Consider the following 14,745-nt stretch of genomic DNA (forward strand, 5'->3'; position numbering starts at 1 on the left):
AAGTAAGTAGTTCGGCAGGCTATGGCAGGCGTGTGTACTTTTGCGCGTGGGGTCCTTCAGCATTGTCACCTGTCACCCATTCACCTGTCATCTATTCACCACATGGCCATTGCTATCCTGGGCGGCGGTATTTCGGGCCTCACGCTGGCCTGGTACCTGCAGCGCGCCGGCGTCGATTACGACCTGTACGAAGCCAGCCCCCGCCCCGGCGGCAACATCCGCTCCGAGCAGCGCGACGGGTACCTGGTGGAAACCGGCCCCAACTCGCTGCAGCTTTCGGAGGAGCTGCGGGAACTGCTGGATGGGCTGGGGCTTACCAGCCAGATTCAGGAGGCCGCAGCCATCAGCCAGAACCGCTACGTACTGCGCCAGGGCCGCTACCAGCAACTGCCATCTTCGCCCCCGGCATTACTCACCAGTTCTTTTTTCAGCCTGAAAACACGCCTGAACCTGGTACGGGAGCTGTTTAAGCCGGCCCAGCCGGTAAACGAGCAGGAAACGCTGGCGCACTTCTTCCACCGGCGCTTTGGCCCGGAAGTGGTAGATTATGCCTTGAACCCATTCATTTCGGGCATCTACGCCGGCGACCCGGCCCAACTGCTGCTGCACAAAACGTTTCCGCAGCTAGCCGCCCTGGAGCAGCAATATGGCTCGGTAGTCCGTGGCCTGATGAACACCAAGAACCCAGCCGGCCGCCGCCGGATTATTTCCCTGGCCGGGGGCCTGCAGACGCTTACCGACACGCTGGCGGCCCAATTGCGGCGGGCGCATACCGGGCAGGCAGCTACTCACCTGCACTGCCGCCCCGCTGATGGTCTTTGGGAGTTGGAAACCTCGGGCGGTCCGGCGCCCCGCTTGTATCACCAAGTGGTAGTAGCCTTACCGGCCTATGCGGCGGCCTCGCTGCTGCAGAGTCAGTTTCCGGCCGTAGCGGCGGCCCTTCACCAGGTGCAACACCCTCCCATGGCCGCTATTTACACGGCGTATCACCGTGCCGATGTGCAGCACCCGCTCAATGGCTTTGGGGCGCTACACCCGAAGGCCGAAGCTCCCTATGCAGCCGGTACCATTTGGACCAGTTCCATCTTTCCGGATCGGGCGCCGGCCGGGCAGGTGCTGTTTACCAGCTTTGTGGGCGGTATCCAGTATACCGAACAGGCCCGCCAGCCCGAAACGGCCCAGAAAGCCGCGGTGCACGCTGAGCTAAGTCGCCTCTACGGCATTCGGGCAGGGGCCGCGCCGGTATGGCAGTACCGCTTTTACTGGGATAAATCCATCCCGCAGTTCGATGCCCACATAGCGGCGGCTCACCGGGCTATTGATGCCCTGGCGGAGCAAGGCCTGCACGTGGCGGCCAACTGGCGGGCAGGAGTAGGTGTACCCGACTGCGTACGGCAGGCCCGAAAATTAGCTACCACCCTGGCCGGCCGCTAGGCCGTGGAGTATATAGAGCTGCCTCGTTATTTACGTTACTTTCGTAAACTCTATTCCTGCCCAAGGGTGTTATTCTGACCCGGCCCGTAACCGGCAACCCCGCGGGCACTTTGTGCATCTGTTAACCAGCGTAAGGGTAGCCATGTCGGCGTGGCCCCATGCTTCGGCACACCGAACAAACTTCTACCTTTGCGGCAATGACTGACGGGCTTGTCCTGATACCGACCTACAACGAGAAGGAAAATGCGGAGCTTATCATCCGCAAGGTCTTCTCATTGCCTCAGCCGTTCGATGTACTCATCATTGATGATGGCTCACCGGATGGCACCGCCGACATTGTGCGCGGCCTGATGCAGGAATTTCCCAACCAATTGTTTCTGGAAGAGCGCGCCGGCAAGCTCGGCCTCGGCACTGCCTACATTCACGGTTTCCACTGGGCCCTGGACCGGGGCTACGAGTACGTGTTTGAAATGGATGCCGACTTTTCCCACAACCCCGACGACCTGATTCGTCTCTACGATGCCTGCGCCCACCAGAGCTATGATCTGGCCATTGGCTCGCGCTACATCCAGGGCGTAAACGTGGTGAACTGGCCCATGGACCGGGTACTGATGTCGTATTTCGCCTCGGCTTACGTGCGCATTGTAACGGGTATGCCCATTCGGGATGCTACAGCGGGCTTTAAATGCTACACGGCCCGGGTACTGCGCACCATTCTGCAAAACCGCATCCGGTTCGTGGGCTACGCTTTCCAGATTGAGATGAAATGGCTGGCGTACAAGTATGGCTTCCGCATCAAGGAGGTACCCATCATCTTCACCGACCGTACCCGGGGTGCCTCCAAAATGAGCAAGGGCATTGTGCAGGAAGCCTTTTTTGGGGTGCTGCAAATGAAGATTGACAGTTGGTTCCGGCGGTTTGAGCGCCGGAGCCCGGCCGCCACCGATACGGCAATACCAGCCCTGCCCGCGCCTGAAGCGCACTGATGGTGTGCCCCTACCCAAATAGCCCGTGCCTTCTGTCCCCAGGAGCCGCGGGCTATTTCGTGCGGGCCATCCATTGGTATTTTCCCGCCCCTGGGCATAGCCCAAAATGAAGCCAGGCACGTATCTTACGGCCAATGGCTATATCTCCGCTTTTTTGGGTCTGCTTTAATGTGGGCGTACTGGCCCTGCTGCTGCTCGATCTGCTGGTGTTCAACCGCAAGGCCCACGTGGTGCGTATGCGGGAAGCCCTGGGCTGGAGCGCTTTCTGGATTGCGTTGTCCTTAAGCTTCAACTACGCTGTGTACCATTGGATGGGCAAGCAGGCGGCTCTGGAGTTCCTCACTGGCTACCTCATCGAAAAGTCGTTGAGCGTGGACAATCTGTTCGTGTTTCTGCTCATCTTCAGCTATTTCAAGGTACCACCACAATACCAGCACAAAATTCTGTTTTGGGGTATTATTGGGGCCCTGGTGCTGCGGGCGGGCTTTATTCTGGCGGGCGCGGCCCTGCTGGCCAAGTTTCACTTTCTGCTGTACGTGCTGGGTGCATTTCTGGTGTATACCGGCGTGAAGATGGCCACCAGCGGCGGCGAGCCGGAAATAGACCCCGACAGTAATCCGGTGGTTAAGTTTCTGAGCCGCCATCTGCCCATAACCAACCGCCTGCACGAGGGCAAGTTTTTTGTGCGCCAGAACGGGACACTCTTCGCCACGCCCCTGCTGGTGGTGCTGGTAATGGTAGAAACTACCGACGTGGTATTTGCAGCCGACTCCATTCCCGCCATCCTGGCCGTCTCCCGCGACACGTTTATTGTGTACACTAGTAACGTGTTTGCCCTGCTGGGGCTGCGGGCGTTGTATTTCGCGCTGGAAAGCCTCATGCGCCTCTTTCACTACCTGCACTACGGCCTCTCGCTCATCCTCATCTTCATCGGCGGTAAGCTATTGGCCACCGAGCTGCTGCACATTCCTATGGGCATCTCCCTGGGCATCGTCGGCCTGATCCTGGCCGGCTCCATCGGGCTGTCGTTGCTGTTTCCGAAGAAGGAGGAAGTGACAGGACACGAATAGGAGTTGTCCTTGCGAGGAGGCACGACGAAGCAATCCGTCCTTGTCAGCGCCCGAAACCCAGATAAGCAAAAAGCCCCTGACGTCCGTGCTGGCATCAGGGGCTTTTGAGTAGATCAGGGGTGCGCGCTGCGCAAAGGAAGGATTGCTTCGTCGTGCCTCCTCGCAAGGACGGGCTAATTCCCCGGCGGCGGGGTAGCGGGGGGCTCCTGCTGGTTGGTATTTACGCCGGCGTCGGGGGCAGTGTCGCCGCCGAGCAAGTCAATCAGGTTCAGGGGCTCGTACTGGGAGGAGTCGGCCGCTATAATGGTACGCACCGTGTCGCGGGTAGCGCGCACGATGTACTGCCTGGCTGGGCCTTGGAAATTCACGTACGTACCCACGTTTTCGTACTCGCTTTGCGAAATATATCCTTTACGGGCCATCAGCTGGGCAATGAGCCGGTGAAAGTACCGCCCGCTCACGCGCATCTCGCCGTACTGGTTGAAGCCGTTGCGGTAGTATTTGGGCCGGGGAATGATGCTGGCCAGAAACAAACTTTCCGACAGATTCAGGTTGCGCGGCTCCTTGGCAAAGTAAAATTCGGCGGCCTCGTGCACCCCGTAAATCTTCGGGCCCCACTCAATAATGTTCAGGTACACCTCCAGCATCCGCTCCTTGGTAGCCAGGCGGGTATTTTCGATAATCCACACAATCAGGGCTTCCTCGGCCTTGCGCACCAGGGTTTTCTTGCGGGTCAGGAACACGTTCTTCACCAGCTGCATACTGATAGTGCTACCGCCCCGGGCGAAGCGCCGCTCTTTCAGGTTCTGGATGGCCGACTTCACAAAAGCCTTTTCCATGAATCCCCGGTGCGTCATAAAGCGCGGGTCCTCGGCCGTCATGATGGCGTACTTCAGGTAGTCTGACACCTCATTGTAAGGCGTGTACTCAGGGTTGGAGGGGCCCACCAGAAAGGTTTTCACGGTGTCGCCCTTGTCGTTGTAGGCCGTATGCCGGAACTCCTCGTTCAGCTTGTTCAGGTTTTCGCGGCCGAAGCGGGTGATGCGGAACTTGGTAGCCCGCAGTCCCGAGTCGAATTTCAGGCTGTCGAGCTGGTTCATGTCGAGGTCGGCCATGAGGTGGTACTGCACCGTGCCCTCGGCCTGGGTGCCTTCCAGCGTCTCAAACATGCCCTCGGGCAGGGAGGCGAAGAAGTCGTTGGCCTTGGTTTCGCTGGATTCCACGTTCAGCTTTACCTGCAGCCCGGCCAGCAGCTGGTTGCGGTTGGTGAGGCCGTTGATATCCTTGCCAATCACGCGCTCCGGCACCGGCAGGCGGCGCACGCTCAGCTCCGGAAACAGCTCCATCTTGTTGAGCAGCACCCGCGTGCCCTTCTCCAGCGCAAACGAGGCCTGCCCCAGCTTCAGCACGAAATCAATGCCGCCGCGCGGGAAGCGCACGTCACTGTCGGAAAGCTTGGGGTGATTCACGATGAAGTTGGCCGCCGCGGCCGTGCCCTTCACCGTCAGATCGTCGTCGCCGCCAAAATCCTTATCCGACAGACTCACGCGCACCGAATCGAACTGCACCCGGGCCCCGTAGCGGCTTTGCACGTAGGGCAGCACCACGGGGCGCTTGTCCAGCCCGAAAATGTTGGCGTCCACCTCGTAGTCACCGGCGTCGATGTGGCCCTGTACCCCCACGCGGTTCTCCACCGAGTCGATGTTGGCGGTGAGCTGCCCGGTAATGTCGCCGTCCTCAATGGCCAGGCGAGGCATCACCAGGCGGGCCTGGTGGCGGGGGCTCTGGTAGGTAACCAGGAAGTTCTGGAAGTCGGCCTCGTCGGGGATGTTGTCGAAGGTAGCTTCCAGCAGCTGGTTGGCCAGCAGGCCGTAGTTGGTGCCCTTGGACGTATCCACCGGCGCTACGGGCTGGTTTTTCTTCTTCTTGTAGAGGAAGGAATAGTTGTCCTGCCCGGCGCGCGTCTGGCGGGCGGTGAGGCGGGCGTTGTCGATTTCGAGGTTGCTGAACACCGGGCGGCCGGCAAACAGGCTGCGCACGCTCAGCGAGGCCCGTACCTGCCGGGCCGTAAACAGCGTATCGGGCAGCGTGGTAGGCACCAGGCTCACGCCCTCGAGCTGCACGGTGTTGAGGTCGGTGAAGCGGGCGGGGCCCAGCGTGAGTACCACGGGGTACTTGGTTTCAACCTTGGCTTTCACTTTCTGCAGGGCCAGATCCAGCAGCTCCTGCCGCTTCAGCAGGAAAAGGCCTAAACCACTGAGCAAAAGCACCACCAGGATGCCCAGGCCGATGCCGATTTTTTTCTTGGTTGCTGAAGTCACGCGCACAGGTCGGAGAGAAAGGAAGTCGCGGCCGGGCCAAGCCAGATTCATGCCGAACCCGCCGCCGCTCGGACGACAAAGGTAACGAAAAAGGCCCGCGCCCCGATTGGCCCGCGCCCCGCCTTCCGCTACCTTTGGCCCGTCCCTGGCCTTTTTCCTCCTTCTACGCATGTCTGCTGCCCTCGACTATACCGTCCTGACGCCCCTTACCGCCGTTTCGCCCCTCGATGGCCGTTACCGCCGCCAGACGGCTCCGCTGGCCGCCTACTTCTCCGAGCTGGCCCTGATCCGGTACCGGGTGCTGGTGGAAGTGGAGTATTTCATTGCCCTCTGCGAGCTGCCCCTGCCCCAGCTGCAGGGCGTGAATCCGGAAGTATTCAGCTCACTGCGCGCTATCTATACCCAGTTCAGCACGGCCGATGCCGACGCCGTGAAGGCCCACGAACGGGTTACGAACCACGACGTGAAGGCCGTGGAATACTTCCTGCGGGACCGGTTTACGGCCCTGGGCCTGGGCCAGTACCTGGAGTTTATCCACTTTGGCCTCACGTCCCAGGACATCAACAACACCGCCATTCCGCTCAGCCTCCAGCACGCCCTCATCCACACGCTGCTGCCGACCTACGCGCAGGTGCGCAACCAGCTGGCCACCCGCGCCCAGAGCTGGGCCGCCGTGCCCATGCTGGCCCGCACCCACGGCCAGCCCGCCTCCCCCACCCGCCTCGGCAAGGAAGTGGAAGTATTTGTAGCCCGCCTCGATGCCCAGGTGGAGCTGCTGGGCCAGGTGCCGTTCGGCGCGAAGTTCGGCGGAGCCACCGGCAACTTCAACGCCCACCACGTGGCCTACCCCGGCACCGACTGGCACCAGTTTGCCCAGCAGTTTGTGGAAGGCCGCCTGGGCCTCAAGCGCAGCCACCCCACCACCCAGATTGAGCACTACGACCACCTGGCCGCCCTCTGCGACGGCCTCAAGCGCCTCAACACCATTCTCGTTGACCTGGCGCGCGACGTGTGGCAGTACATTTCCCTGGGCTATTTCCGCCAGACGGTGAAGGCCGGCGAGGTAGGTTCCTCGGCCATGCCCCACAAGGTGAACCCTATTGATTTTGAAAACGCTGAGGGGAACCTGGGCCTGGCCAACGCTGTGCTGGAGCACCTCGCGGCCAAGCTGCCCATCAGCCGCCTACAGCGCGACCTCACCGACTCCACCGTGCTGCGCAACCTGGGCGTGCCGCTGGGCCACACGCTCATTGCCCTCACCGCTTTGCAGCGCGGCCTCGACAAGCTGGCCCTCGACGAAGCCGCCCTCCGCCGCGACTTGGACGACAACTGGGCCGTGGTGGCCGAGGCCCTGCAAACCATCCTGCGCCGCGAAAACTACCCCGACCCCTACAACGCCCTTAAAGCCCTCACCCGCACCGGCTCGGCCATCAGCCAGGCCACCATCAGCGAATTCGTGGACGGCCTCAGCGTGAGCGACGCCGTGAAGCAGGAGCTGCGCGCCATCACGCCCAGCAGCTACGTGGGCGTGTAGATTTGTATTTTCAATAGCATATAGAACGTCATGCTGAGTGAAGGCGCAGCCGTAATCGAAGCATCTCTACTGCTTCGTTTGGTCAGCCTTACTAGCCCAGGGTTTAAACCCTGAGCTAGAGAGCAGTCATTGTTGCAATGAATGGATTAGCCAGCGGTAGAGATGCTTCAACTTCGCCTCCGGCTGCGCTCAGCATGACCGTCTTTTTTTCGCGTCAAGATTTCCCCCAATGCCTCACCTCAACGGCGTTACCGTTCATCCCGACTGCCGCCATTTCCGCGGTGATATTCCTTGCCGCCCGAACAAGGAGCACGGCTACCAGTGCACCGGCTGCCCGGTGTATGCACCCACGCAGCAGCGCATTCTCATCATCAAGCTCGGGGCCATTGGGGACGTTATCCGCACTACGCCGTTGCTGCGGCGGCTGCGCCAGGAGTACCCCAACGCCCGTATCACCTGGCTCACGCTCACGCCCGCCATTCTGCCCCAGGGAGGAGGATGGATTGACGAGGTGCTGAAGCTGGAGTTCACCAGCGTACTGCACCTGCAGCAGCGGGAGTTTGATATTCTGTTCAACCTCGATAAGGACAAAGAGGCTTGCGCCCTGCTGGGCAGCATCCGGGCCAAGCAAAAATTTGGCTACCAGCTACACCCCGAGTACGGCGTGGCCTGGCCCGTGGACGAGCTGGCTAACCACAAGTACCTCACCGGCGTGTTCGACGAGCTGAGCCAACGAAACCAGAAGCCTTACGTGCAGGAAATCTTCGAGCTGTGCGGCTACGAGTTCCGGCATGAAGAATACGTGTTCGACACCCACGAGGACAAGGGCTACGACTGGAGCCAACTGCCCCAGGGCCGCCCTCGCATCGGCCTCAACACCGGCTGCGGCGACCGGTGGACGACCCGCCTGTGGTCGGACGAAAAATGGATTACCCTCATTCACCAACTGCAGCAGACCGGTTATGCGCCCGTGCTGCTGGGCGGCGAGGCCGAGGATGAGCGCAACCGCCGCCTCCACGCCGCCACCAGCGCGGCTTACCTGGGCACGTTCTCCCTGCCCCAGTTCATCAACCTGATGCACCAGATGGATGGCATCGTGACGCAGGTAACCATGGCCATGCACATCAGCATTGCCCTGCGCAAGCACACCATCCTGATGAACAACATCTTCAACCCCTACGAATTCGACCTCTACGGCCGCGGCCAGCTCGTGCAGCCGGATAAGCAGTGCGTCTGCTTCTACCGCGGCTCGTGCAAGCAAGGCACCAGCTGCATGGAAGATTTGTCGGCGGAAAAAGTGTTTGAGGCCGTGCGGGTGAGTGTGCAGTAGCGCGCAGCTCCGCTTCGCGCACGAGCGAAGCGAGTACCAACGCGGTAGGTCCACACACACGCCTGATACTCGCCTGTGGCTCGTGCGCGAAGCGGAGCTGCGCGCTACTGGCCGGCAACCTCCTTCAGCGCCTTTACCATTACGTCCCAAGAGAATTCTTTCTTCCTGGCCCATACGCCGGCGGTGAATTCCTGCTCGCGCTGGTGCGCGTAGAAATCCACCAGAGCATCGGCAATGGCCTGGGGCGTGGGTGGCACCACGTAGCCAACTTCCCCGTTCGGAATCAGCTCGGCCAGCCCGCCCACATCGGTTACCAGCATGGGGCGGCTGAAATGGTAGGCAATCTGCGAGACGCCGCTTTGGGTGGCGTTTTTGTAGGGCTGTACGATGATGTCGGCGGCGCAGAAGTAGTCCACCACCCGCTCGTTTGGGATGAAGTCGGTGGCGCGCACGAGGCGGCTTTCCAAGTTGTGCTGCCGGATGAGGGCTTCATAGGGAGCGGCGTCTTCGTAGTACTCGCCGGCAATAATCAGCTTCACCGGCAACTGGGCCAGCCGGGCATCGGCAAAGGCTTCCAGCAAAATATCCAGCCCCTTGTAAGCCCGAATGAATCCGAAGAACAGCAGGTAGCCAAATGCGGGGTCGAGGCCCAGGGCGGCCAGGGCATCGGCTTTGGGCTTGAGCGGGCCGAAGTTGTCGTAGAGCGGGTGCGGGCGGTAGAGGGCAGGCTGCCGGAAGTGCAGGCGGCGCAAGTCGGCCAGCACCGAGCGGCTCATCGTCACGAACCCGTGGCAGGCCGAAAGGAAGTAGCGCGTGAGCGGCCGGTCGCCGGGCCGCTTCTCGTGCGGGATTACGTTGTCAGTAATGGCTACCACTCGGGTGTGGCGGTTGCGGCGGATAAGGCGGGCCACCGTACCCAAAGCCGGCCCCATAAACGGCAGCCAGAATCGGAAAATCACCAGATCGGGTCGCTCCCGGCGCAGGCGGTTGCCTACCCGGTACCAGCTCACGGGGTTCACCGAGTTCAGGCTCACCTCAATATTCAGGTCGGTAGGGCCTGGCTCGGTGCTGAACTGCGTCTGCCCAGGAAACAGGAAATCGGGGTACTGCAGCGAGAAGGTAACCAGGCGCACCTCGTCGCCGGCTTCGCGGAAGGCCCGCGCCAGCCGCTCGTTGTAGGTGGCCAGCCCGCCCCGCAGCGGGTACGCCGGCCCGATGATGACTACGTTCATAGGGTGGTAAGGTAGAAAACAGATGTCATCCTGAGCGCAGCGAAGGACCTTATCACGTTGAAACAATTGGTTCAGGTGTGATAAGGTCCTTCGCTGCGCTCAGGATGACAGATAACTTTACTTCAGATTCAGCCGCTCTTTTACCAGGTAATCGTTGCGGTGGGAGCCGTTGAGTTGCACCATTTCGGCCAGGAAACCGGCCAGGAACAACTGCACCCCAATTACCACCGCCACCAGGGCCAGGAAGAACAACGGCTGGGCCGTTACGTCGCGGGAGAGGTGGTTGTGCCACGACAGCCACACCTTCTCCCCTACCAGCCAGAGCGTAATCAGCATCCCAATCAGGAACGATATGGTGCCCAGCGCCCCAAAAAAGTGCATGGGCCGCCGCCGGAACCGGCTCACGAACGTGATGCTCATCAAATCGAGGAAGCCGTACACGAACCGCTCCAGCCCGAATTTGGTGGTGCCGTACTTGCGCTCTTGGTGCTGCACCACCTTCTCGCCGATGCGCCGGAACCCGGCCCACTTGGCAATAACGGGGATGTAGCGGTGCATTTCGCCGTACACCTCAATGCTTTTTACCACCCGGCTGTCGTAGGCTTTCAGGCCGCAGTTGAAATCGTGCAGCCTGATGCCCGAAATCCAGCGCGTCACGCCGTTGAACAGCTTGGTAGGAATGGTTTTGCTAAGCGGGTCGAAGCGTTTTTTCTTCCAGCCGCTCACCAGGTCGAGGCCGTCCTGGGTAATCAGGCGGTACAGTTCCGGCAACTCTTCCGGCGAGTCCTGCAAGTCGGCATCCATGGTGCACACCACCCGGCCGGTGGTTTCCTTAAAGCCCACATTCAGAGCCGCCGACTTCCCGTAGTTCCGGTTGAAGCGGATGCCGCGCAGGTGCACGTCGGTGGCGGCCAGCTGCTCAATCACCTCCCAGGAGTCGTCCGTGGAGCCGTCGTCAATCAGCAGTACCTCGTAGGTGAGACCATGCTGGGTGAGCACCCGATTAATCCAGCGGGTGAGTTCCGGCAACGACTCGGCCTCGTTGAGCAGAGGAATGACGATGGATAGCTCTACTGGAAAGTGCTGGGCAAGACGCTTACTCAAACTCAGGACGGGTATGTTTCGTGAAAGCAGAGACGATTAGGGAAATAACGAATCCTATAATAACCACCAGTATCAACCCGAAAAGAATGACAATGGGGCCTGAGCTGAATTTCTCAGCCATAGCCATGCCTTGTTCTATTTGCGCGTCATCCATCCCTCTAGCTTCCATCTTGGCTCGCTGCAACTCCATTACCCGGTTCATGTATGCCGGATCAATAAAGGACACATATAGGTATCCAAAGACACTGCTTATCAAGCCGGCCACAACCGAAAGAATCGTACCGATGCCAAGCCCCTGGCCATATGACATGAAGCCTGCATTAACCTGCTTAAATTGCTTATGCGCCAACCAGATACCTACTATAGAGACGACTGTGCTCAGCCAACGAAAAGGCGTTTCAGGATCCTGGATGAAAGACATCTGCAGGAAGGAAAGAATAGAAGCAATAATTCCAACAAACAAGCCGTAGCGGATGCCAACGGATGCAGGACTAACAGCGGGGGTAGATGTGTGTTCCACAGCGAAGAGAAAGTTAGATGAACGGATGCGGGAAGGTAAATTATTTCCGCAAAAACACCCCGCCCGGAATACTTAGCACCACTCCCGGTAGTAGCTTCTTAGCAAACTCGTCCTGAGCAAACTCGGCCGCCGTGGTAGCCAGGTTGCGCAGTGTTGCCTGGTATTGCTGCATTCCATTCGCTTCCTTGACATATAGAGCCTTGGTTGCTTCCAGCAATTGCCGTGCTTCCACCAAATGTTTTGCAATCAATTCAGCCCCAGTCAGCCGTGAAAAGGTGTACATTCCAACTGCTGCCAGCACGGCCGTTACCAATGAAGCCAGTACGCCCACTCCAACCGATTTCCACAGGCCTGGGCCCTGCTCACCGTAATAACGACGCAGCAATACCTGGGCAGCTACCGCCCCGATAGGAGTAAAAAAATCGGCCAACGTGCGCTTGGGTCCATAGGGGTTGTTATCCGTTAAATACAGAAACAGCACCCATGCAATGCATAGAATACCTGTAAGTGTACCACTTACAACGGCCGTGCGCAACACAGGGCTGGGAGTTGAGGTTGATGATTCCACTGCCTAGAAACAAGTAAAGGCGGCAAGATACGTGGTAGCTGGCCAAACTGCCTAGCGGTGGTTCTCAATTGCCGGCTAGGCCGCTGCGGCAAGCTGCACGGGCTTCGGCCGTTGATACCAACGTAGGAGCAGGCCTTCTAGCAGCAAACAACCCAATGCCCCCCACACAAAATAGCGCCATAATGGGGTGCCTACGCGAGTAGCCTTGTACCGGGCTGCAACAGTTTGCCCTTGGCTCGGCTCATACACCTGTATATTAGGTCTGTTCGGGCCGATGAGTTGCCGTAGCTCAGCCCCAGCATAGCTCCGTAGATCAGACTCGCGCTTGTCGAAGTTAAAGGCCAGCGTGGTGACAGGCTTTCCATCGAGTTGTAGTGTATAATAGCCTGCCTGCTGCATTGTGGGTGGAATATCCAGCCGCAGTGTATTCCCCTGCTTCTGTTGACCCGGAATATATCGTAGGCTATCCTGAATCAGTTGGTAGGCTGCCTCCGCCCCCTGGGGCTGCTGCGGGAGCCGGAGCCGTATAGTTGGCTGCGTAAGTCTGTAAGCAGGCTGCTGTTCCTGCTGATAGCTCATCATAGCCAAGCGGTACAGTACTGGCACGAATAGCGGATGCTGGGCAAAATCTGAATAAGGAGCCGTAAAGGGAGCCGCAAATACGTATACCATACCCGCGCCACTCGCAAAGCCCGAAAGAAAATTCTCACCATCCCGCATCTGCAAAACGTCGGAGCCTGAGCGCGCCCACCGAAGTACAGGAGCTGCTTTCGGCATGCCAGCCCGCATATTAATCCCCGAAAAAACGTCTCGAAAAAACGGATTCGATGTACTGGGCACAGCTATTTCCTGCAGCACCGGTCCTGCAGGAGGTATCGGTTGCCATTGCACCGGCCCCACCCCCAATTCCCGGAAAAGTCGGCTATACGAATCCCTACCTATAGCTGCTACCGCCGGTACCACTACCAACGTCGCACCTTGCTGCACTGCCCGCCTAATACTTTCTCGTATACTGCCACTCAGCACTGCTGCCTCCCGCACTACTAATAAATTAGCTCCTTCAATTATCCGATAGTCAGCCAGTCCTGCTGTTGCGTGCTGATATGAGAACAATGGCTCGTTCCCATATAAGCGCCCAAGCTCGTTCTCCGCACTAAGCTCCAGTATCCGTATGCGGTTGGCAGCCTGTAAGGTGAAGTAATACTGGTTATCAAATTCTATTGGAAAATCCTCCACCTCTATTCGCGCCAGTTGTACGCCGGGGTTTTGTAATCGTACCCGTGCTTTTGTTACAATGGCTTCACCTGCTGGTACAGTCACCTGAAAAGTAGCGGCCTGTTGCGCCCCCACGAATAGCTTCACCTGCCGCCCTTCTGCAACCTGCTCTCCTCCGTTCTTAAGCCGTACATAAAGCTGCAGATCTACTCCAGTCCGAACAAAAGCATCATCCAGCCATACACTGTCCACAAACACATTAGCCTGTTTTTTTCCGTGCAGGGGGATTAGGAAAACATCTTCGGTAGAAGGTATTTTCTCTATAGATTGTGCAGAAAAGCTGTTCCTCTGGAAATCAGAAATTACGAACGTAACACCTTTCCCCACTGCAGCCTGCTCCTGCGCGAGTAATTTTCCAACAGGCGTAGACTGCCCACTGATTTGCACCTGATCAACAGCAGATCGGTAGGCAGCAGCGGAAACAGCTTCCGTTTTCCCTGGCCTCAGCACAAAGCGCGCAGTCTGCGGAAACACCAACGATAATTCCGAAGCTTGCTCCGCTCCGCGTTCTAATAAAGACTGATCATTATCGGCTACTTGCAGCATGCTCGGAGAGTTGTCCAGCAACACACCTACGGTTGAACCAAGCATTGATTCTGCTTCCGGGGCAGGAATGAAGGGCTGCGCAAACAATAGCGCCAAACATGTAACCAAACTCACCCGACACAGCAGTACAAGCCAGTGTCTCAACTTTCTCTGACGAGCGGTAACAAGCTTTACCTCCTTAATAAATTCAACATTAGAAAATAGAATTCGTTGAGTCTTGCGCAACTCGAATAGATGAATTGCAATGGGAATAGCTATTCCAAGTAACCCTAACAAAAACCACGGGTGAGTGAATGCCATGTAGAGAAAGAGATGTATCTGTGAAGATAGACACAAAATCTTCTAGATAAGGTCAGCTTACTACTCAATACGTAGCAGAGAATACCAATCTGTTTTCACACAGTATCTACAACACAATCACATATCAGTCTGAACAAGCTACCCAATTCGCTAATCAGCAGATAATAGTACATTCTATGTAATAGCTAAGGATAATACTGTAATATATTAACAAATAAATATATATATTACAGTATTAATATAATTAGTATCAAGTACTTTTTGAAATAGCCGATTTTTTGATTTCGCTCCAATCTACTGATCTACAACCAGTATAATCAGCTAAGCACGGTAAGCTGATGGAATAGCACGCAACGCCACCTGCCTAGCCTACCTTTCCTTCCGCCGCTTTGGCTGGTGGGGGGGTAAAACAGGAACTGCCCCGCGCATTTCCCCGGGAAGGGAAACGCAGCGGGGCAGTTCGCCGTGATAAGGTTGGCGGCGACCGACTCTCCCACCGGTGAAGGCAGTACCATAGGCGCTCCG

General features: G+C 58.1%; 11 protein-coding genes. 5 read left to right on the forward strand and 6 right to left on the reverse strand.

What is annotated here, in order from left to right; genetic code table 11:
- Positions 1–102 precede the first annotated feature (102 nt).
- From hemG to EI290_RS13545, 3 genes are all read left to right on the forward strand, one after another.
- Complete coding sequence (gene hemG, locus EI290_RS13535) at positions 103–1,434, forward strand: protoporphyrinogen oxidase (RefSeq protein ID WP_185816987.1); 1,332 nt, start codon at positions 103–105, stop codon at positions 1,432–1,434.
- A gap of 197 nt (positions 1,435–1,631) precedes the next feature.
- Positions 1,632–2,420: a polyprenol monophosphomannose synthase gene (locus tag EI290_RS13540; RefSeq protein ID WP_125431201.1), complete on the forward strand. Its 789-nt coding sequence runs from the start codon at positions 1,632–1,634 to the stop codon at positions 2,418–2,420.
- Between the two features lie 134 nt (positions 2,421–2,554).
- Positions 2,555–3,490 carry a TerC family protein gene (locus EI290_RS13545; protein ID WP_125431204.1) on the forward strand — a complete coding sequence of 312 codons (936 nt, stop codon included), beginning with the start codon at positions 2,555–2,557 and terminating at the stop codon, positions 3,488–3,490.
- A 173-nt stretch (positions 3,491–3,663) separates the two neighbouring features.
- On the opposite strand, the gene EI290_RS13550 is transcribed toward EI290_RS13545, so the two are convergent.
- Complete coding sequence (locus EI290_RS13550) at positions 3,664–5,811, reverse strand: biosynthetic peptidoglycan transglycosylase (RefSeq protein WP_185816988.1); 2,148 nt, start codon at positions 5,809–5,811, stop codon at positions 3,664–3,666.
- A 169-nt stretch (positions 5,812–5,980) separates the two neighbouring features.
- Between EI290_RS13550 and purB the strand changes: the two genes are divergently transcribed.
- The gene (gene purB, locus EI290_RS13555; protein WP_125431209.1) at positions 5,981–7,345 is read left to right on the forward strand and encodes an adenylosuccinate lyase; all 1,365 of its coding nucleotides are present in this window, start codon (positions 5,981–5,983) and stop codon (positions 7,343–7,345) included.
- 229 nt (positions 7,346–7,574) lie between these two features.
- Positions 7,575–8,675 carry a glycosyltransferase family 9 protein gene (locus EI290_RS13560; RefSeq protein ID WP_125431212.1) on the forward strand — a complete coding sequence of 367 codons (1,101 nt, stop codon included), beginning with the start codon at positions 7,575–7,577 and terminating at the stop codon, positions 8,673–8,675.
- 104 nt (positions 8,676–8,779) lie between these two features.
- Here the strand turns inward: EI290_RS13560 and EI290_RS13565 are convergent, their stop codons facing one another.
- The 5 genes from EI290_RS13565 to EI290_RS13585 all read right to left on the reverse strand — a co-directional run bounded on the left by EI290_RS13565 (position 8,780) and on the right by EI290_RS13585 (position 14,256).
- Positions 8,780–9,907, reverse strand: coding sequence for a glycosyltransferase (locus EI290_RS13565; protein ID WP_125431215.1), 1,128 nt, complete (start codon positions 9,905–9,907; stop codon positions 8,780–8,782).
- A 117-nt stretch (positions 9,908–10,024) separates the two neighbouring features.
- Entirely contained in the window at positions 10,025–11,011 is a 987-nt protein-coding gene (locus EI290_RS13570; RefSeq protein ID WP_125431218.1) for a glycosyltransferase family 2 protein, read from the reverse strand.
- The gene (locus EI290_RS13575; protein ID WP_185816989.1) at positions 11,004–11,531 is read right to left on the reverse strand and encodes a DUF4199 domain-containing protein; all 528 of its coding nucleotides are present in this window, start codon (positions 11,529–11,531) and stop codon (positions 11,004–11,006) included. The genes EI290_RS13570 and EI290_RS13575 overlap by 8 nt, the downstream gene beginning before the upstream one ends.
- 40 nt (positions 11,532–11,571) lie before the next feature.
- Complete coding sequence (locus tag EI290_RS13580) at positions 11,572–12,069, reverse strand: DUF4199 domain-containing protein (protein WP_185816990.1); 498 nt, start codon at positions 12,067–12,069, stop codon at positions 11,572–11,574.
- Positions 12,070–12,174: 105 nt separating this feature from the next.
- The gene (locus EI290_RS13585; RefSeq protein ID WP_185816991.1) at positions 12,175–14,256 is read right to left on the reverse strand and encodes a BatA domain-containing protein; all 2,082 of its coding nucleotides are present in this window, start codon (positions 14,254–14,256) and stop codon (positions 12,175–12,177) included.
- Positions 14,257–14,745 lie beyond the last annotated feature (489 nt).

Source organism: Hymenobacter metallilatus (assembly GCF_003944705.1).
Lineage (GTDB): Bacteria > Bacteroidota > Bacteroidia > Cytophagales > Hymenobacteraceae > Hymenobacter > Hymenobacter metallilatus.

Excerpts from the sequence above, each read along its gene's own strand:
- hemG (WP_185816987.1), top strand. The coding sequence starts at position 103 with ATGGCCATTGCTATCCTGGGCGGCGGTATTTCGGGCCTCACGCTGGCC.
- EI290_RS13540 (WP_125431201.1), top strand. The coding sequence starts at position 1,632 with ATGACTGACGGGCTTGTCCTGATACCGACCTACAACGAGAAGGAAAAT.
- EI290_RS13545 (WP_125431204.1), top strand. The coding sequence starts at position 2,555 with ATGGCTATATCTCCGCTTTTTTGGGTCTGCTTTAATGTGGGCGTACTG.
- purB (WP_125431209.1), top strand. The coding sequence starts at position 5,981 with ATGTCTGCTGCCCTCGACTATACCGTCCTGACGCCCCTTACCGCCGTT.
- EI290_RS13560 (WP_125431212.1), top strand. The coding sequence starts at position 7,575 with ATGCCTCACCTCAACGGCGTTACCGTTCATCCCGACTGCCGCCATTTC.
- EI290_RS13565 (WP_125431215.1), bottom strand. The coding sequence starts at position 9,907 with ATGAACGTAGTCATCATCGGGCCGGCGTACCCGCTGCGGGGCGGGCTG.